This is a genomic window from Priestia sp. JNUCC 25 (assembly GCF_053667915.1).
Genome location: NZ_CM132211.1, coordinates 2308134 through 2326530, shown reverse-complemented (window position 1 = coordinate 2326530; position 18397 = coordinate 2308134). Strand labels below are relative to the sequence as shown.

Here is an 18397-nt window from a genome sequence, read left to right as displayed (position 1 = left end):
ATTTTATTAAAACAAGAAACCAAGCATTCTGAGCTGCTTGGTTTCTTGTTTTATTTTGATGGATGAATCATATTAGCAGGATTTACCCATTGCTCAAATTGTTCTTCAGTCAGAAGGCCTGTTTTGACCGCTGCTTCTTTTAATGTCGTTCCTTCTTTATGAGCCAGCTTGGCGATTTTAGCCGCATTTTCATAACCTATGTGCGGATTTAACGCTGTTACAAGCATAAGAGAATTTTCTAGATTATGCTGAATCTTTTCTTTGTTGGGTTCAATTCCTACTGCGCATTTATCGTTAAAAGCCTGCATGGAATCTGTCAGCAATCTGACTGATTGTAAAAAATTATAAATAATAACTGGCTTAAATACATTTAATTCAAAGTTTCCTTGACTAGCCGCAATGCCAATCGTCACGTCATTCCCAAGCACTTGTGCAGAAACCATTGTTAGAGCTTCACTTTGAGTTGGATTTACTTTTCCAGGCATAATAGAACTTCCTGGTTCGTTAGCAGGAATCGTAATTTCGCCTAGTCCGCTCCGAGGACCGCTTGCCAGCCAGCGTACGTCATTGGCGATTTTCATTAAGTCAGCTGCTAAGGCTTTGAGTGCACCGTGGGCATAAACCACTTGATCGTGACTTGTTAATGCATGAAATTTATTAGGTGCTGAGATAAATGTTTTTCCAAGCGTGCTGCTGATTTCTTTCGCTACTTCATCGCCGAAGTCGGGATGTGCATTTATCCCCGTCCCAACAGCTGTACCGCCAATAGCTAGCTCCTTCATATACTCTACGCTTTGTTTAATCATTTCTTCATTCTTTTCGAGCATATGATGCCATCCGCTAATTTCTTGTCCTAGTGTTAGCGGTGTAGCATCTTGTAAATGGGTTCTGCCTATTTTAATAATATCTTTAAACTGCTCTTGCTTCGCAGCGAACGTTTCTTTTAATGTTTTTAGAGCAGGCAATAATTGATCTTCGACTTCTAGTACAGCTGCAATATGAAGAGCTGTAGGAAAAGTATCGTTAGAGCTTTGTGACATATTGACATCATCATTTGGATGAAGCGTTTCGTCGCCATTTATTAGCTGGTTTCCCCGGTGGGAAATCACTTCATTTACATTCATGTTTGATTGCGTTCCGCTTCCTGTCTGCCATACCACTAAAGGAAAATGTTCATTCCATTTCCCTTCAATAATTTCGTTAGCAGCTTGTACGATGGCTTCCGATTTCCCTGCTGATAGTTTGCCTAGTTTATGATTACTAATAGCTGCACTTTTCTTCAAAACCGCAAAAGCACGTATTACTTCAATCGGCATTTTTTCAATCCCTATTGGAAAATTTTCTTTACTTCTTTGCGTTTGCGCTCCCCATAGTTTATCTTCTGCCACTTTGATTTCTCCAATTGAATCTCTTTCGATACGATAGCTCATAGTTAGAACTCCTTTTCAATATTTTCTTTACCTATTAGTATTGATTATATGGATGAATTTCATGACATAATAACAATTATTCACTGTGAAAATTCCCTTTATTTTATTTTTTAAACGGTATTAAATACTTTGATTATTTAGCTCATAGTTTATTTTGATTTCCTAACATAAAAAAAGATCCGAAGAATACGCTCTTCAGATCTTTTTTGAATACATCTAATTTTACTTATGAATCCATACAGCACCGGCTGAATTGTCTTTTGCTTCACCAATTACGTCTAATTTTAATCCGTTTTGAGGAAGCAAGCGGCCTGCATCTTTAATTCTTTCATCTAAATACGATTTTTTGTCGTTGAAGCTTGTAACGCCATTTGATTCTTTAGATGAAATCGTTCCCCACGTTTTATGAGAATATGACCAAGCAGGTGATTTATCAAATGAGAACGCCGCGTCTGCAATTTGATATCGGCTTGAATTTGCTGTAGTGCTAATACCATTCACATTAAAGTAAAGAACTTTATGAGCATGTGAATCAACTACGCCAAGGAATCCTTCACCCGGATGTTGTCCTACCCAGTTATCAAGATAGCTTTCATCTGCGTACCAAAGCAGCATGCCTGTATTATATTTTGCACCGCGCGCGAATTGAAGTGCTTTATCACTGCCTGTATAGTTTCTCCACTCAAGGTAATAATAGTTAGCTTTGTAGCTGATGCCGTTTGTCTTTTCAAATCCATCTAACGTTACTTTTGGAGCTCCTTCAGCATCGTCCGTAAATACCGTTTTTCCATCTACTACTAAACTAGCATTATCAAGAGCGAATCCTTGAAGAGCAAGTCCACCGTCCGTTACGTATTCAAATTGAAGCTTGATTTTTTTACCTTTAAACTGCGTCAAGTCATAACTTTTATCTTCCCATTTTCCGTTAGATGTTTCAGCAGAACTATCTGCATTATTCGCTTTATCACCAATTGTATCTAACAGAACTTTTGAACCGTCAGGAAGAATCGCATTTACATATAAGTAATCGTATTCTGCCTCTACTTCATAGAACGCTTTATAATTGAACGTCGCTGTTTTGGCCGTTGTTAAATCAAACTCTGGCGTCGTCATTGTCGTATGCAGATCATCTCCGCGTTTACTGTAGTAGTAGTTGCTTCCAAACTCAGGCTTAATCCCTTGAACAGCTTTTTTAGGTAAATTAATCTTCACAATACCCGGTCGTTTAGATTTTGTCACGCTTTGATCAACCACGCTCACAGAGCCCGATTTTGTAATGTTTTTGCTGTCGATTTGTTGAATATTTGCCCAGTTTCCACCCATATTTGCTTGGAAAAACTCTTTATTTTGCGGGGAGAAACTTGTCGGTTCTGTTCCAGCTACTTCACCAGCCCAGCTCCCTCCGCTCATAATTGACCAAACGCCTACCGGCTCACCTTGACCCGTATACTGTGTATCATACTCATCCGGCAAACCTAAATCATGGCCAAATTCATGAGCAAAAACGCCAACTGCTCCGTCTTCTGGTTCAATTGTATAATCATAAGCTGCCATGTTTGTTCCAGGAACTTTATACACTTGTCCCAAAGTAGAGCGATGAGACCAAATAGCATCGTTTCCTAGTTTACCTCCACCTGCTTCTTGCCCAGTTCCAGCATGAATGACCATTAAGTGGTCCACTATGCCGTCAGGCTCATTGCGGTTGCCGTCTCCATCGATATCATATTGATCGAACTGATCATAATCTGAAAGGTTAATGCCGCTTTTTGCTGCAGCAGCAAGCGCTTCTTTTACAAGATTACGAGGCCCTTTAGATCCAGGCGCATTATCGTTTCCTCCCGCTGGGTTGTCTGCTCCGTATTCTTTTGCGTTTCCAGGTACAGTTAACCAGTCAGAAACCGTTCCATCTACTGTGTAACTACCTCCAGACTGTTCTTCATAATATTGTTTAAACGTTTTAATTTTCTTTCCGTTAAATAGCGTAAAATCTTTCTTTCCAAACATTAATTGCTGATAATGATTTCGGTTAAAATCTTTTGCATACATGTAACCAGGTTCTTGAACGACATTGTTATGCTTAAAGTCTGCGTATTCGACTAAAAGAACAAGAACTTTATCTTTTCTCACTTGTCCTTTATAGTTTGCCTGAGCTGCAGGTTTAACGTTTACCCCGTTCCCCGAATTGTTTCCTTGAGACTTAATGTTAGCAAATTCGCCTCGTTGAAACTTTTCTTTTTGTTTTGTTTGCATTTCTTTCGCTTTCAAATCAATTTTGCTAGCTTTATGTCCCTTCATGCTCTCTTTATGTGCATCTTTTTTGTTTATGTAAGAAGTAACGGCTTTCTTCACTTCTTGCGGTGTTGCACTTTGAGAAATAACTCCTTGGTTTTTCAGTGCGTTAGCCAATCTTTCTTCCGGTACTGTATTCATATCAATTGGTGAACTCGGAAGTTCATCCGATTGTGCGGTTTTAGCTGAAACAGTACTTCCATTCATAAGTACTGGCCCCACTCCGCTTAATGTAACAGTTGTGGCAAGAAAAGATGTCCCCAAAATCTTTTTCCAGCTTTTCAAGTAAACCCCTCCATTTTAGAATTTTCAAACTATTAGCAAGATTTATTTTATATTCTAAAACTAGGAAGGTCAACTACATTTTACTATATTATTAAAATTTTTTAATTCTAGTAGATAATGTAAAATAGTTTTATAGTATGTAACTAATTTTCTTTGCCTGACAATTAAAATGTCTGATAAAACCTTTTTACATATGCAAATTCTATGCCAAATCGATAACAGAAACTAAAAATATATGAAGCGTATTTTTTTAGGGAATTAGAACCATCTTTTCCGTATTACTATTATATAAAAACAAAAAATTCCCCATTATGGATACAGAAAGATAAAAAATCACTTCTCAATAGACGAGAAGTGATAATTTCTGTATGCAAGTAAATTTAAGAATGTTCTTTTTGACGCTGCAGCAAGATATGATAGAGCGACATGCTCCAAATAGACATGTTACGCGCTGCGATTTCATAAGGTTTTTCATCAATTTTAAACAAGAAATCTCCTTCATAACTCACGGATTTCCCTTGCTTTTCTAGCTCTTGTTTAACAGCTTCAATCCATTCTACTGCATTCGTATAATGTTTGTTCAAACGAACTTTAATAGTTTGATTCCTGTAATGAATAAAAGATGTAATTCCCCAAAAAATTAAGACAAGAAAAAGTACCATATACAGCAATTGCATGATAACGATCCCCTTCTTCCTTCATTTCATTATTTTCAATGAAGACTTAATTTAGATGAGTAAATATTACTATTCTCCTTTGCTATCGTCATCTCCTTTAAAAAAATAAATTCCTTTTCCACGTAGGCGTATAAAATAAATCCATGTACGTGCTACCTCATCTTTTTTACTAACGTTTTCTGTTGAAAAATGATAAGCTAATAGAATGATAAATAGAAAGGGAGGGCGACGAGTTGTCAACTGAACAAGTGAAATTAGCAGCCGTTTTAGATGTTGAAACAACGGGATTAAGTGCGCAAACATGCGATATTATCGAACTAGCTATTGCTGTTGTTTCTTATGATTCTTCTACCGGAGAAATAATCGACATTGTAGAAGAATATGAAGAATTTAATATGCCTTCAACTCCCATTTTCCCGTATATTACAAACTTAACGGGAATTACAAATGAGATGGTCAAAAATAAAACATTAGACGATAAAAAAGTGGAATCGCTGTTAACTAGCGTTTCGGCTATCATCGCTCATAATGCTTCTTTCGATCGCAGTTTTCTTTTAAAACGGTATCCATCTTTATTCAACCAAAAATGGCACTGCTCTATGCGTGCTGTCAAATGGAAAGAGTACGGCTTTCCTAATAAAAAACTAACAACGCTTCTTGATCATCATAATATCGAGAGAGAGCACGCTCACAGAGCTATGGATGACGTGAAAGGAACCATTGACTTGCTAAGACAGCAAAATCCTAGCGGAGAGCCCTATTTTTCTGAAGTATTAAAAAAAGCAATGAGCAAACCTAAAAAAACAGCGGCCTCCACTCGTTTTTAACTCAACAAAAAAAGCGCAGAAGCTGCGCTTTTTTTGTTTTTATTCGCATATTTCTTAAGTGTTGAGTTATATGTTTGAGGAGTATGATTGGAAACAGCTAGGCTGTAAACGCACAGGAAGAAAAAGAAAAGTGCCTGCTTTCAAGCAAAAAAGCCGCGGAGGAACAAACTGAACAGCTGGTGTTTACACACATATACGAAATCAGCTGAATTTCTAATAATCTGGAAGATTTTAATTATACTTCTCTTATTTTTTGGTTTTGAAGATCGTGATGCGTTTGTTCTAGTTCACTTAAATTCAATTCGTACAAATGTCTCCCGTCTTCCGCTTTAAAGTAACCCGATTCAATAATTTGATTCATTAAAAGATCTTTCTTTTGCTCAAATGCTTTTTCAGATGTCATGTTATCATCTCCTTTTTTAAGTAAATATCTTTCATAGAAAAGACGTACACCGCTTGTGGCATACGTCTTGTTGCTTTTCACACTCGTTACCTATGTTTAAAAACAACGCAATCGTTACATTTTATCGAGAAGGCTGCTTATATCTTGCAGCCATATTGAACATTTTGGTGATGCACTACTTTTATACCCTTCATGATGTTCTTAAAACGCAATTGGAAAAAGATTTTCACAAAATTTGTTTTCCATCTACTGCCCCGCTTTCAAAATGCGGCTGTGCGGCGATTTTTTTCGTTGCTAAACTGACCACCATTAATACAACTAAATTAATAAATAAAGAAATAACGCCGACATTTGTATCTTTAATGATTTGTGGCAACGCAGGAAACAACGTGCCAAGCGTTGTTTCAGTAATCGTTATATACATCACAGACGCAATGCCGGCAACAATACCTGCACACGCCCCGTATTTAGTCACGATATTGTTTTTCATTAAACTAAAAATAAAAGCAGGAAACAGCTGCGTCACAATGCTGTAGCCCATTAGTAAAAGCGTTACAATCGTATTCCCTCCATGAAGTGTAAAATAGACTGAAACAAGCGCAATGACCGGTACGAAGCATTTAGCCAGTATCGAAATTTGTTTGCCCGTCGCTGAGGGAACAAGAACGCCATAAACGTTTTTAGATAGTGACGTAGAAGCTGCCATCAAAAGCATCGATCCAGGCACAAGTGCTGTTAATAAACCAGCAGCGCCAATAAAGCCTACAATCCACGGGTCAAATGTTTGAATGGAAAGACGAAGCAGTGACAAGTCCGCTTCTGCGCCTTGTAGTCCAGGTACCTGCATAAGAGCAGTAAACCCTACAAAAAAGACAAAAAGCAGCATTAGTGTATAAATAGGACTTATAATAGAATTCTTTCGAAATACATTCTCGTTTTCAGCTGAATACGTTGCATTAAACGTATGCGGCCACATGTAAAATCCTAATACGGTCAGCATGACTGTAGAAATAAACCACGAAATACTTAGACCTGTCTTGGGAAGAGTAAGAAACGTTGGATTTGCTTGATGCACAGCCTCAAACATTGGCTGTAAGCCTCCGTAGTAATGAAACGGCATATATATTCCTAAAAATAAGACGACAATAAAAATCATAATATCTTTAACAATAGCCGTCCACGCGGAACCATGTATGCCTGATATCATTAAGTAAACCGTTAGTGATATGGCTCCAATCCAAATGGCTGCGGTTGAAGAGATAGAGCCATAAGAAGCTTCAGATACAATAATACCTAAGCCTTTGAATTGTAAAATAATATAAGGAACAATTGCCAGCACCCCTGCGCATGAAACAACGATGCCTAGAAACGGGCTTTTGTATTTTGAAACAAAAAAATCCGGCTGAGACATGAGCTTATGTTTCTTCGCATATCGCCATATTTGCGGGCCGATCCAATACCCTAACACGTACGCTAAAGAAATATAGGCTAAAATATAAAACGCCGGCCCTCCTTTTCCATATGCCCAAGCGCTTCCTCCTAGAAACGTAAAAGTAGTATAGATTTCACCCGCCATCAAAAAGAAGACAAAAACAGTTCCAAAACCTCTGCCGCCTACGCTCCACTGTTCTAAATCCATTTTTTTGCCCCGCGTAGCTCGAATTCCAAGATAAATAGCTAAAAGTAAAAAACCAAAAATAATAATCAGAGCGGTATTCATTATTTATCTCCTCCTTTAACAGCAGGATCGAGCTTGTACACAATACCCATAATAAAAGACGTAAGGATTACCCACATAACAATCCAAAAGAGAAAAAAGGGCATCCCTAAAATAAACGGCTTCACTTTGTTAACAAAAGGCAATAAACCTAATATTCCTACAAACGGAAGCAGGCAAAGAAGATAAATTATTTTCATAGAACTCCTCCTTAATCAAACGGCTTAACAGTACTTATCTAAGGCTTCAACCATCTCATTATGTACTTCTCTTATTCTTCTCTTTACACCTCCATTCTTAAGCTAAACGAGACGTTTGGCATAGAAAACCGCCGTTTATTTGCTTCTTAGTATCTTCCATTTGTCCCCATGTGGAAAGAAGTTTGTAAGGCATGCTTACAAGATTTTGAATGCAGCAGAATATTATTTCATATACAGAATATAGACAAACAAAAAGAAACGGAACTGAGAGTAAAGGTCTCAGTTCCGTTTCGATCTAGCATTTCTATACTTTATTCTTCTTCTTTTTTCTTTACACCAAGCGAAGAGAGAGCTTGTTTTAAATGCCCAAACGTTTCAATTTTATTAAAACTAATTCCTACATTAACAGCTGTCTGAGCCATGTCAAGACTCACTCCTGACATAATCGCATGGATGCCTAGCAGCTGCAAAATGTTAATCAAATCAAAAAATTTGTGAGCGACATACGTATCTACATAATTTACACCCGATAAGTCAATGACTAGATGCCTTATATGTTTTTCTGCACACCTTTTTGGAACAACCTCGATAATAGAATCACCTTTGATTTCATCAATAAGCCCTACCAAAGGCAAGACCGCGATGTGATCTACAATTGGAATGACAGGAAAACTCGTTTCGTCGATTAGCTCTTGCTGAAGACTTATTTTTTGCCTTGTGATTTTATAATACTGTTCGGAGAATTCATTAATGAGTTTATCAAATGTTGTATGATAAACTTCGCTCCAAGACAGTATATCTTCTTTTGTAATAGATGAATGTATCAGACTATATGTTTTGACATACGTCCAAATAATTTTTCTTGTTTTGCTTAGCGCTTCTACTACCTCGTAAATCGGCGTATCAAATTTAATTCTGCTGTTTACTACTTCCGTCGTCCATTTCACCATACGTTGTTTAAAAATCTCTTGATCGTCAAGAAAGCCGCTCGCAATTGTTTCGATCGTATAAAGATGCTGCTCGCGCAGCTTTTTCTCAACTGAAGCGTCTGCGTCCTTTGAGTAAATCGATCCTTTAATATTACTTCTTTGGCGCAGCCATTCTTCACTGATAGAGGCTGAATTCTCTAAAATATATTCAAAAAGACGTTGATTTTGTTCACTCACTACTGTTTAACCTCCGTTCACTTTCTCCTTCTGTCCAATTACTTACAAAACGTACCTTATGATAAATTCATGCTTCATATTTTTTCCTCGTCCATCTCTATCATACACGATAACCGCTTTGCATACTTATAGAGAATTAGATATAAACAAGCAGGTATTTGATTATCTACATAGATAAACTGCCGTGTATGATGCAACTATCATTTATTTTCACATGAAAGGATGTTAATTGTATTGAAAAAATCAATTATTTTGTTGGGGATTCTCGCTACAAGTATTGGATTATCCGCTTGTTCAAACAATACAACAACTTCTTCTGCCACAAACTCTTCTGCACATTCAGGTCATGAACATCATAAAGCTGCAGTTGCTGACATTCGCGAAGAGACTCCAGGAGCAGATGTTTTACCACAGTTTTTGAAGAACCAGCCTAAAGATATGAAACTAGTTTATCTATCCGTTGCTAAAAATCGTGAACTACTTGAAAAAATCCCTTGCTACTGCGGATGTGGCATGGAAGCGAATCACAAAAATAGCTATGACTGCTTTATTTTTAAAAACAAAAGAAACGGAGCAGTTGTCTGGGATGATCATGGAACAAAATGCGGATTGTGTATAGAAATTGCAGCTAAAGCTATGCTCGACTATAACCGAGGCAAATCAATAAAAGATATTCGCAAAGACATCGATGAAAAATATAAAGAAGGCTATGCACAACCCACTCCCACTCCTTCCCTGTAGAACATTGGCAGTTTTTAAGTAAACATTCGCGACAGGTATATGTAAAAGTAGAAAATATCAAAAGCACGTTTTTTTAGCGTTTTGAAAGCTGATTCATCTTTGAAACAGCAAAAAACACTCAAATAACTATTTGAGTGTTTTTTGTATACTATTCTTTCACAAACTCTTTTGTACTTCTTACTGTATCAATCGGACGCACGAGCTTCTCAATTTCTGCACGTTTTGGCTCTAAAAACGGAGGCAGTGATAATTTTTCTCCGAGCGTTTCGTAAGGTTCATCTCCCATAAATCCTGGTCCATCTGTCGCAAATTCAAATAAAATTTGCGGAGCCACTCTTGCATACAACGATTCAAAGAAGTGACGATTCACATAACCAGAAGTATGGAAACCGAAGCTTGGCATTCGGTTAATCCACTCTTCAAGAGCCTGTCGATTTTCTACGCGAAAAGCAACGTGATGAACCGTTCCAAAACCTTGCTGAGCCTGCGGAAGTTTTTCATTGTGTTCTACTACTACTTGCGCCCCGTTTCCTCCTTCTCCTACTTCAAATAGGTGAAGATCTCCTTCTTGAGCAATCTCTTTAAATAAAAGGACTTTTTCCATCATTTCTTTAAAGTAATTAAACTCGGCAATACGAATAAAGATAGGACCGAGTCCCGTAATAGCGTATTGAAGAGGAACAGGGCCTTTTTGCCAAGGAGTGCCTGATTCAACTCCTTGATTTCCTTCATCGGAAATTAACTGATACTGCTGATCATCAAAATCAACAAACGAAAGCGTCTTTTTCCCAAATAGCTCTTGAATCCCCGTATACTTTACTTCTAAGCGATCAAAGCGCTTTACCCAATAGTCTAAAGCCTCATCATTTGGAACGCGGAAAGATGTTTTTGAAATTTCATTTGTTCCGTGAAAACCTTTTGGAATACCTGGAAAATCAAAAAAAGTCATGTCCGTTCCAGCGCTTCCTTTATCATCTGCAAAAAACAAATGATACGTTTGAATATCATCTTGATTGACCGTTTTTTTAACTAAGCGCATGCCTAACACATATGTGAAAAATTCATAATTCTTTTCTGCACTGCTTGTAATAGCCGTTACGTGGTGTATTCCTTTTAAGTGGTTCATTCTACATTCCTCCGGATAAATCGTCTAGTTTATTATTCGTCATTTATCTTTAATTTAAATATCTTTAATTAAAGATAATATACCATGATTAATTTTCCTTTGTCAATAAAGTATGGATGATCTCGGAAGGAAATATGTATATTTTTACATTTAACCAAAACATTATAAATGAGGGCGAGCTAAATCGGCAATAAAACATCGTATAAACAAAGAGCTTTTACAATTCAAAAGCTCTTTGTTTATTCTTTAATTTTCAATATGCTTGATTATAACTGCAGGATTGCCTCCGACTACCACGTTATCAGGAACATTTTTTGTCACAACGGCACCCGAAGCAATTACCGCATTGTTGCCTATTTTCACTCCAGGATTAATAACGGCTCTTCCCCCAATCCAGACGTTATTTCCTATTTCTACGCGTTTTCCAAACTCAGCTCCTGAAATTCTTTCAAGAGCATGCAAAGGATGAGTTGCTGTATAGATATGTACACCTGGTGCAAGAAAACAATTATCACCTATTCTTATTTCACATACATCTAAAAGTACGCAATCAAAGTTAGCATAAAAATTTTCTCCAACATGAATGTTAGAACCGTAGTCACAGCGGAAAGTAGGCTCTATGCAAAGAGAATTCCCCGTAGATCCAAACAGTTCTTTTAATAAGTTTGTACGTCTTTCTTCTTCCCTTTCTGTTGTTTGGTTATAAAGCCTTGTTAATCTTCGAGCGTTTTCACGTTCTTTTATTAATTGCAGATCAGCGGAAAGATATAATTCTCCATCCAGCATTTTTTGTTTTTCTGTTTTCATTTTGCATCCCCTTTTTTGTAGTTCCTTCTCTAACCTATACTGATTTATTCTCTTACACGATATCATGTTTTTAAACCTTTGTCCGGTATTCGCTGAGATTATCACCCACCAGGCAAACATTAGTTAATTTGATAACTCCCGGAAGCTAATTTTTTAATCCTTTTATGTAAAAGGAATAGTAAGAGAAACCTTCATCACATATACTATATAAATTTATATAAAAGGCAGGGATATCATGAAAGCACAGCGCTTGGTAGATGACCAAAAAGGAACATACAGCAAGGAGGTTCAGAAGCACTTTAAACTAAAAATAAATGGAAAAATTTACACACAACCCTCACCACAATCACCTTCCTCCCGCCCTATACAGAAGAAAAATCTTAAATACAAACCTCAAAATAAAGTTCTACGCACATACGATAAAAAAGATAAAACATTAAATGATACACAAGAAAAGCTCATAAAATCTGCAAAAACTAGATTAACTAAATATGAAAAGCTTCTATTAAGCAATCAGCTTTCAGAATCTGCGGCTCTTTACTCACCTTTTGGGTTAGAAGAGCTCGTACGAATGGCTAGTAGAGAGGAGTGAACGATTTGTGTTGGGTGAAAAAGTAATCATTGATACAAACATTTGGGCTTCACATGCGCTTAATTATCCAGAAGTTGTGGAATATATTAATGAACTTATTTCAAATAATGCGGAATTTTTAATGCCTACCGTTGTACAAATGGAACTTCTGTCGCATTGGGAAGTAGAAACAAATCCTCAAGTCAAAGCAGTAAAAAATCATTATATTTACGATATGACAGATAAAATTGTAGACGTTACAAGTGAAATTGCACAGCTAGCAGCTCAAATTCGCAGAAAAGCCAAAATAGAATCCAATAAAAAAATTAAAGGCCCGGATGCGATGATTGCCGCATCTGCTTTTATACATAATGCGAAACTGATTTCCAACAATAATAAAGATTTTGCTTGGATTACATTTAATTTCAGCTATCGAGGTCAACCATTATCTTATGTAAATCCTATTAAAGACACGATTGCTTACGCTTCTTTTATTAAAAGCTTTGAACTTCTCAACCTTCCCGATGCTGATAACTTACAAGAAAACGAGAAGGAAAGCTGATTTGTTTTTATTTTCAAAATACTCTTTGTCTCCCGCCTTTTTCAAATTAAAAGCTTGATGGGTACATACTCCAATTCTTTTTATGTTGAATACAGTAAAAAGCATAAAAATTTAGGCGGTGAAAAGAGTGAATTATCAATATTACCCAGAACAAGCTTTAGAAGAGTACCAATATGGCTATGATTATTATTCGAATCCCCATGAAACTGACGAAAGATTCCCTTATGGTTATTATCCATACCCTCGCCCACGTCCATTTTATCCTTACCCTTATCCTCGTCCTATTTATTACCATCCCCCTTACTTTTACCCTCGTCCTCGTCCGTTTTACCCACACCCAGTGTATTGGAGATAAAAAAAGAAGAGCGATCAGCTCTTCTTTTTTGTTTCTTGATATTTAGACATCTCTTCTTTAATAATGGTCACAAACGCTTCATTTTGCTCAATTTCAAAAACAGTAATAGCTTTTTCTAAGTAAGCTATTCCTTCTTTAAGCTCACCAAGCTGACAGAGTGCTTCTCCAATTTGATAGTGCAGTTCTCCTAATAAATAAAGCGTCTCATGCTGAATACAAAGCTCTAGTCCTGCTTGTGCATATTTAACCGACTTTTCATAACGTTCCATTTGCAAAAGCGCACGCGATAATCCGTATAAAATTCGAATTTTGACTAAAGGATCTTTTAACTTAGGAAGCAAAGCAATATGCTGCAATCCTTCCATAAACGTACTGAACGCTTTTTTTAAATGACCTTCTTCTTCATAAATAATGGCAATACTATTTAAAATAGCAATCTCTTTTTCTGAATAGAACTGTTCGCTCGTACGCGTGAACGCAATGGCTTTTTCCAATTTACGAAGCGCTTGTTCAAATTTATTTCCAATATAATAATCACATATGGCTTCGTGCCATAGGAAAAATTGTGCGTGAAAAGGATCTTGAAACATAGGATTATCTTTTTCTTTGTTCACCATATGTAACACGGTTTCATAATCGCGTTTTCGTATATAATGCCTAATGGTCGATTTAATTTCTTTTGAATAATCGTTGGGCGTTAGCTCTCCTGCTTCAAAGAAATAATTCATCGGAACCCCTAAGCGTTTCGATAAATGATAGAGAACTTCACTGCTTGCATGAATTTCACCTTGTTCAAATCGATGTAGCTCTTCTTCTGTACAAATTCCTTTTGATAACTCGACAGTTGTCATTTCCGCAATCTTTCGCAGATCTTGAATCAGCTGACCTACTTGTTTTTTATCATTCAAAAAATCACCTTACTTAAAACGTACAAACCCCGTTAAAACAACGTTCCGTTATAATATTGTAAGCCTATTGTACATTTAGATAGTTTTTTTATCAATAGAAATAAGAAAAAAATTCCAAGAAAAATTCTTCTAATTATATTGACGTCACACCTAACCCACTTAACCTTTATAAAATATCACCTTGAATTGATAAATTAATTCGACTAACTAATTTTTCTAAGTCCTTGATTAATTCATTAGGGGTGCAAGTATTATTCATTACGTTATTACATATCTTTAGAAGCTCAAGTTTAACTTCTATGTTAATTTCCTTTGATTTCAATTGCTCTTCCACAACAAACAGCCCCTTAATAAGTACATATTATCATAAAAAAGGATTTTTTTGTTATTATTTCATTTGTTTTTGCTTCAAATTTCTTTCCCTAACTTAAAATAAATTTCTTTTTACCTATATTATTTTTATGTATACTGAAAAAGAACTATACATCCAGAAGGAGGAAATTTAATTACATTCTTTACCGTAGATGCACTTTTAGAAAATAACTCTCACGTACTACAATATTATCAAACTGCTAGTCGACTATGGGACGAAATTTGGAATGATCCTCAAAGTGAGACATCTGAAGGTTTATCTCGTATTTTATCTAACCGACAGCTTACTTTTGAAGAACGGTGTGGCGGAAGACCACTAGGTCAAGAAGTTATCGTTTAGGTAGGGTTTGGTCAGTTGTACAGTCCGTACAATGGTTATACAGATGATAGTAGAGCTAAAGCTCATTTATTAAAAGAAGCTTTTAGACTCAACTATTGTAGTTTTGAAGTTAAAAGTTTAGCAGATGATGCTTCCAGTTCTTATGATGATGTGCTTTACATACTGATTGTAGATTGTCTATTGATAAACGTTTACTCCAATCCTCTTTCACTTCTATAAGGTGATGGACTATTTCAACAGGAGTAAGACTGCCTTCTTCAAGACAGACCTCGCATAAAGAGTTTAACCTCTTCTTCCTATTGCGTAATTTAATCCATGAAATACTAGAATAAAAGGCTTGTTCTTTCTTATCTACTCGCTGTTCTTTATACTCTCGATGAGCATCTTCCCTACCCTTATCACAATATGTATCATAAGTTAATTCTCTACATTCATTCCTCCGTGTTACATATCTTAGGACTCTTGCGAGGCACGCTGTGTTTTAACCACCCTTCCTGTTCCTTTTATTATTTAGCACATATTTCAATTTATGTAATTTAGACATAATAAAAAGCCACCCAATTTGAGCAGCTTAAACTTATAAAAATATTAACTTTTATTTCAGCTCTAAAAGTAAATAACTTAGCGCCCTATCTAATGCTTCAGATATAGTTTCAACCTCTTCAATCAACTCTGCGCCAGATTTCAAATGATAAGATAAACCCGTATCAAAAATTTTAATTCCACCAGCAACCTGATAGTTAGATTTTAAAACTTTCCTCAAGCTCAATACAGATCCTTGGATTTTAAAAGAAACTAAACAGTCTGGAAATGAAATTTCATTTTCCTCTTTATTAAAATTGACTTTAGGCTGTTGATTATCATTTAGCTTTACATTTAACATCTCAATGAAAGAACCAATAATATCTTGAATCAGTACCAGTTCGAAATGTTTTCCTGAAATTTTAGAAACATAAGCATTAATCCAATTTTTATCGACCATATCTATTACCACCTTTTGTCTATTCTATTCGACAAAAAGTTATTTATTCTTACCTTATTATTATTTTTTTTCTTCTGTAACCATAAACTGCACCACATTATTTAAATTGATATGCACTAGCTCTTTTTCATTCGAAACAAATTTTTCATGTTTTGTTATATGACTAATGACTTCTTTCTTTGATGTGGCTTCAAATTTTAATTCCTTTGTCCTGCCGTTTATAAATTCAAAAACAACTTTAAATTTAAGCATATGTGTATCACCTCTTCACCTACTAGTTCGACAAAGAATGACAAATCATCTGTTTTTAATAAAAAAGGACACTGATGAATCAGTATCCTTATGCTTATTACTTCAATAATAACTCCTGAAACTGAAAGGTATGGCAGGTCCCGAAATAGGCGACTGTCCTCCACCCCCAAGTTTTGGAGCCTTAGCAGGATACCCCAATGGATAATTCCCCCACCAACTGTCAACCTCACCACTAGAATTCAGTACATATCCAGTAGGACGTCCAAAGGAAGGCATAAAATAGGGGTAAAAAGTATAGTTAAAAGGCGTATAGAAATTAGAATAAAACATTTAATCACCTACTTTGTTTCAATTTGTAAAAAAGCCTTCATTAAAATATGAAAGCTTTTCTTTTATTGTGAATCATCGTTTTCAACAACTTTTTATTACTCGAACAAAATAAAAAGCCACTCTAATTTTTAGAGCGACTTAACGTTAAGTATTAAAATGTTGAATGCGTAAGCTCATTGTAAAAAACAACAACTTTAATTGTTTTTTCCTTTCTGAGTAAGCTTGTTTTGAATGCATAAAAGCAATCCAATTATTACCCCAGCAAATATAGTTAAAGCAATATATGGAGTCCAATCTCCATTAAATAAGGCTTCCATTACTACGAATATTACTACACAAACTATTACACTTGCTAGAATGTACAATAGGTTCTTCATTACACCATTCCTATATAACAATAAAATTCTAATGAGCTATAACAATAGTCATAGCTCATTGACTAACTAATTAATAGTAAAATAAAATCATTGGGGGTGTCATCTCTTTTTTAGAAAGATTCCCTCCCACACTAATGCTACTTATCTATACAAGTAGTCTTACTGTATTTTTTCACTTTTCTCAATTTTCATTATAAAATTAGCTAATTCAATATCAATAAAGGTTCGATTTAGAGCTGGTATGTCCCAAAATTGTTGATGGTAATCTGGTATATATACACTCCCGTCATATTGTGCTTTAATAACCCGTCGGAAATTCTCGCTTAGGCATTGCACAATGTAGGACTTTATGCCGTTTTCTACTATAACATTTAGCACTTTAAAATCTAATTGAATTCTCATTTTCTAATCACCAACTTTCTGCCTATAATTTCGACAAAAAGTGTAATAACCCTTCTCGCTATATGACTATGAGAATATTTTTATTCCACGCACTTGAAAGCAATTTGATAAGCTTCATACTTGGTTAATCCTTGTAAACTCATTAAGTACTCAGCCAACATTATTCTTTGATTATGAGTTAAAGGTTCATCATCTTCTTCATTGATACGTAAGAACTCTTCGTTACTAATTTCTCCATCTAATATTTTTTGGTAAAGTTCATCGGTCATTATTTAATAGTCACCCTTTCTAAATTTGAACATACTAAAAAGCACCTGAATTGAAACGATACTTCCCTGATTTTATTAACTGTATCTATGATGTTCTAATTTAACAACATTATTAATATTATTTATGTAATTGATCTTAAAGGAGATGATATCAGTGATTGAATATACAGGCTGGCAATTTTATGATGACTATACAGAAATTTATGGTAGAAACTATTTAACTCATCATGTTGGCTCAATGCTGGTGCCGGTTTCAAGAATAAAAGGCTTAACTCATGACAACGTTTTGTCTGAAGAAAAGTTAAGTCGTCTTCTTAAATCAATAGAAACTCACGGATATGTAACAACTGGTTCCTCTCACATGGATATTAACCTAACATTATTTCCTAATGGTGAGTTTTGCGTTGGTAATGGAGGTAATCATAGACCATACTTAGCAAAAAAACTAGGTATAACTATTATTAGAGCAATTGTAGATGTATGTATCCCACTTGACCTTTTAACAGATGAACAAATTCTACATTTTGAGTCCCTAAATCCTTATGATTTACCTAATAACCCAGAATTAAAAGATGTAGCATATGCCCTAGAACTAATGCCTAGCCAACAACTTGCTAAACAAACTATTATTCATATTCGCTGAGCACCAAAACAAGTGATTTTTGTTGTTAAACAAAATAAAAAGCCACTCTAATTGAGTGACTCTTTACTTGTTATCATTTGTCTTTTACTTCCGTAGGCACATAATCTAAAAGTATTGATATTATCATATTGAAATGCCATGGAGTAAGGTTATCTCCATTATTATCTTTTAATTCGTTAGTTAATTTCTCTAAGGTTTCAGTCCACATCGGTGAATTATTCCTTTGCTTAGCCTCTTCTGCTAAGTGTTCTACAACATTTAGTGCTTTGTAATACTCATTATCCTTAGCACTGATATAATAATCCTTTTGTTCATAGGGCATTATCCTACACAACCCTTTCGTAATTTTTAATTATCTATGGGCAT

22 protein-coding genes are annotated in these 18397 nt (G+C 35.6%); 5 read left to right on the top strand and 17 right to left on the bottom strand.

Annotated features, from left to right (window positions below):
• Positions 1–50 precede the first annotated feature (50 nt).
• From fumC to JNUCC25_RS11785, 3 genes are all read right to left on the bottom strand, one after another.
• Positions 51–1430, bottom strand: a complete 1380-nt coding sequence (gene fumC / locus JNUCC25_RS11795; protein ID WP_029321725.1) for a class II fumarate hydratase — start codon at positions 1428–1430, stop codon at positions 51–53.
• 222 nt (positions 1431–1652) lie between these two features.
• Positions 1653–4004, bottom strand: coding sequence for an immune inhibitor A domain-containing protein (locus JNUCC25_RS11790; RefSeq protein WP_454223268.1), 2352 nt, complete (start codon positions 4002–4004; stop codon positions 1653–1655).
• 380 nt (positions 4005–4384) lie between these two features.
• Positions 4385–4681 carry a hypothetical protein gene (locus tag JNUCC25_RS11785; RefSeq protein ID WP_013057017.1) on the bottom strand — a complete coding sequence of 99 codons (297 nt, stop codon included), beginning with the start codon at positions 4679–4681 and terminating at the stop codon, positions 4385–4387.
• A 233-nt stretch (positions 4682–4914) separates the two neighbouring features.
• On the opposite strand from JNUCC25_RS11785, the gene JNUCC25_RS11780 reads away from it, so the two are divergent.
• Positions 4915–5508 (top strand): exonuclease domain-containing protein, encoded by a 594-nt coding sequence (locus JNUCC25_RS11780; RefSeq protein WP_013057015.1) that lies wholly within the window; start codon positions 4915–4917, stop codon positions 5506–5508.
• A gap of 235 nt (positions 5509–5743) precedes the next feature.
• Here JNUCC25_RS11780 and JNUCC25_RS11775 read toward each other — a convergent pair whose 3' ends face one another.
• The 4 genes from JNUCC25_RS11775 to JNUCC25_RS11760 form a co-directional block, all read right to left on the bottom strand.
• Positions 5744–5911 (bottom strand): Fur-regulated basic protein FbpA, encoded by a 168-nt coding sequence (locus JNUCC25_RS11775; RefSeq protein WP_013057013.1) that lies wholly within the window; start codon positions 5909–5911, stop codon positions 5744–5746.
• Positions 5912–6137: 226 nt separating this feature from the next.
• A complete protein-coding gene (locus JNUCC25_RS11770; protein WP_029321721.1) occupies positions 6138–7631 on the bottom strand; it encodes a sodium:solute symporter family protein in 1494 nt (497 codons plus the stop codon).
• Entirely contained in the window at positions 7631–7828 is a 198-nt protein-coding gene (locus tag JNUCC25_RS11765; RefSeq protein WP_029321718.1) for a DUF3311 domain-containing protein, read from the bottom strand. The genes JNUCC25_RS11770 and JNUCC25_RS11765 overlap by 1 nt, the downstream gene beginning before the upstream one ends.
• Before the next feature lie 311 nt (positions 7829–8139).
• Positions 8140–8994, bottom strand: coding sequence for an STAS domain-containing protein (locus JNUCC25_RS11760; protein WP_454223267.1), 855 nt, complete (start codon positions 8992–8994; stop codon positions 8140–8142).
• A 234-nt stretch (positions 8995–9228) separates the two neighbouring features.
• Between JNUCC25_RS11760 and JNUCC25_RS11755 the strand changes: the two genes are divergently transcribed.
• Positions 9229–9735 carry a PCYCGC motif-containing (lipo)protein gene (locus JNUCC25_RS11755; RefSeq protein ID WP_013083117.1) on the top strand — a complete coding sequence of 169 codons (507 nt, stop codon included), beginning with the start codon at positions 9229–9231 and terminating at the stop codon, positions 9733–9735.
• 148 nt (positions 9736–9883) lie between these two features.
• Here JNUCC25_RS11755 and JNUCC25_RS11750 read toward each other — a convergent pair whose 3' ends face one another.
• Entirely contained in the window at positions 9884–10861 is a 978-nt protein-coding gene (locus JNUCC25_RS11750; RefSeq protein WP_064471671.1) for a ring-cleaving dioxygenase, read from the bottom strand.
• Between the two features lie 246 nt (positions 10862–11107).
• Positions 11108–11668 (bottom strand): maltose acetyltransferase domain-containing protein, encoded by a 561-nt coding sequence (locus JNUCC25_RS11745; RefSeq protein WP_064471670.1) that lies wholly within the window; start codon positions 11666–11668, stop codon positions 11108–11110.
• 235 nt (positions 11669–11903) lie between these two features.
• On the opposite strand from JNUCC25_RS11745, the gene JNUCC25_RS11740 reads away from it, so the two are divergent.
• Both JNUCC25_RS11740 and JNUCC25_RS11735 read left to right on the top strand, forming a co-directional pair.
• Positions 11904–12260: a hypothetical protein gene (locus tag JNUCC25_RS11740; protein ID WP_016764073.1), complete on the top strand. Its 357-nt coding sequence runs from the start codon at positions 11904–11906 to the stop codon at positions 12258–12260.
• Between the two features lie 7 nt (positions 12261–12267).
• A complete protein-coding gene (locus JNUCC25_RS11735; protein ID WP_013057005.1) occupies positions 12268–12801 on the top strand; it encodes a PIN domain-containing protein in 534 nt (177 codons plus the stop codon).
• Between the two features lie 369 nt (positions 12802–13170).
• On the opposite strand, the gene JNUCC25_RS11730 is transcribed toward JNUCC25_RS11735, so the two are convergent.
• From JNUCC25_RS11730 to JNUCC25_RS11700, 7 genes are all read right to left on the bottom strand, one after another.
• Positions 13171–14064, bottom strand: a complete 894-nt coding sequence (locus JNUCC25_RS11730; protein WP_029321714.1) for a helix-turn-helix domain-containing protein — start codon at positions 14062–14064, stop codon at positions 13171–13173.
• 166 nt (positions 14065–14230) lie between these two features.
• Positions 14231–14398 carry a hypothetical protein gene (locus tag JNUCC25_RS11725; protein ID WP_155660336.1) on the bottom strand — a complete coding sequence of 56 codons (168 nt, stop codon included), beginning with the start codon at positions 14396–14398 and terminating at the stop codon, positions 14231–14233.
• Between the two features lie 487 nt (positions 14399–14885).
• On the bottom strand, positions 14886–15089 hold the full coding sequence (locus JNUCC25_RS11720) for an HNH endonuclease (RefSeq protein ID WP_366557423.1): 204 nt from the start codon (positions 15087–15089) through the stop codon (positions 14886–14888).
• Between the two features lie 282 nt (positions 15090–15371).
• Complete coding sequence (locus JNUCC25_RS11715; RefSeq protein ID WP_013057003.1) at positions 15372–15758, bottom strand: hypothetical protein; 387 nt, start codon at positions 15756–15758, stop codon at positions 15372–15374.
• Positions 15759–15818: 60 nt separating this feature from the next.
• Positions 15819–16010, bottom strand: coding sequence for a hypothetical protein (locus JNUCC25_RS11710; protein WP_013057002.1), 192 nt, complete (start codon positions 16008–16010; stop codon positions 15819–15821).
• A gap of 866 nt (positions 16011–16876) precedes the next feature.
• Positions 16877–17119, bottom strand: a complete 243-nt coding sequence (locus JNUCC25_RS11705) for a hypothetical protein (RefSeq protein ID WP_064471668.1) — start codon at positions 17117–17119, stop codon at positions 16877–16879.
• Positions 17120–17199: 80 nt separating this feature from the next.
• Positions 17200–17388 (bottom strand): hypothetical protein, encoded by a 189-nt coding sequence (locus JNUCC25_RS11700; protein WP_064471667.1) that lies wholly within the window; start codon positions 17386–17388, stop codon positions 17200–17202.
• 154 nt (positions 17389–17542) lie between these two features.
• Between JNUCC25_RS11700 and JNUCC25_RS11695 the strand changes: the two genes are divergently transcribed.
• Entirely contained in the window at positions 17543–18031 is a 489-nt protein-coding gene (locus tag JNUCC25_RS11695) for a hypothetical protein (protein ID WP_223272354.1), read from the top strand.
• Between the two features lie 73 nt (positions 18032–18104).
• Here JNUCC25_RS11695 and JNUCC25_RS11690 read toward each other — a convergent pair whose 3' ends face one another.
• A complete protein-coding gene (locus JNUCC25_RS11690) occupies positions 18105–18353 on the bottom strand; it encodes a hypothetical protein (protein ID WP_029321696.1) in 249 nt (82 codons plus the stop codon).
• Positions 18354–18397 lie beyond the last annotated feature (44 nt).

Bases quoted from the DNA above. Each gene is read 5' to 3' on its own strand.
- JNUCC25_RS11770 (WP_029321721.1), bottom strand. From the start codon at position 7,631: ATGAATACCGCTCTGATTATTATTTTTGGTTTTTTACTTTTAGCTATT.
- JNUCC25_RS11700 (WP_064471667.1), bottom strand. From the start codon at position 17,388: ATGACCGATGAACTTTACCAAAAAATATTAGATGGAGAAATTAGTAAC.
- JNUCC25_RS11740 (WP_016764073.1), top strand. From the start codon at position 11,904: ATGAAAGCACAGCGCTTGGTAGATGACCAAAAAGGAACATACAGCAAG.
- JNUCC25_RS11715 (WP_013057003.1), bottom strand. From the start codon at position 15,758: ATGGTCGATAAAAATTGGATTAATGCTTATGTTTCTAAAATTTCAGGA.
- JNUCC25_RS11750 (WP_064471671.1), bottom strand. From the start codon at position 10,861: ATGAACCACTTAAAAGGAATACACCACGTAACGGCTATTACAAGCAGT.
- JNUCC25_RS11775 (WP_013057013.1), bottom strand. From the start codon at position 5,911: ATGACATCTGAAAAAGCATTTGAGCAAAAGAAAGATCTTTTAATGAAT.
- JNUCC25_RS11785 (WP_013057017.1), bottom strand. From the start codon at position 4,681: ATGCAATTGCTGTATATGGTACTTTTTCTTGTCTTAATTTTTTGGGGA.
- fumC (WP_029321725.1), bottom strand. From the start codon at position 1,430: ATGAGCTATCGTATCGAAAGAGATTCAATTGGAGAAATCAAAGTGGCA.
- JNUCC25_RS11710 (WP_013057002.1), bottom strand. From the start codon at position 16,010: ATGCTTAAATTTAAAGTTGTTTTTGAATTTATAAACGGCAGGACAAAG.
- JNUCC25_RS11745 (WP_064471670.1), bottom strand. From the start codon at position 11,668: ATGAAAACAGAAAAACAAAAAATGCTGGATGGAGAATTATATCTTTCC.
- JNUCC25_RS11705 (WP_064471668.1), bottom strand. From the start codon at position 17,119: ATGAGAATTCAATTAGATTTTAAAGTGCTAAATGTTATAGTAGAAAAC.
- JNUCC25_RS11765 (WP_029321718.1), bottom strand. From the start codon at position 7,828: ATGAAAATAATTTATCTTCTTTGCCTGCTTCCGTTTGTAGGAATATTA.
- JNUCC25_RS11690 (WP_029321696.1), bottom strand. From the start codon at position 18,353: ATGCCCTATGAACAAAAGGATTATTATATCAGTGCTAAGGATAATGAG.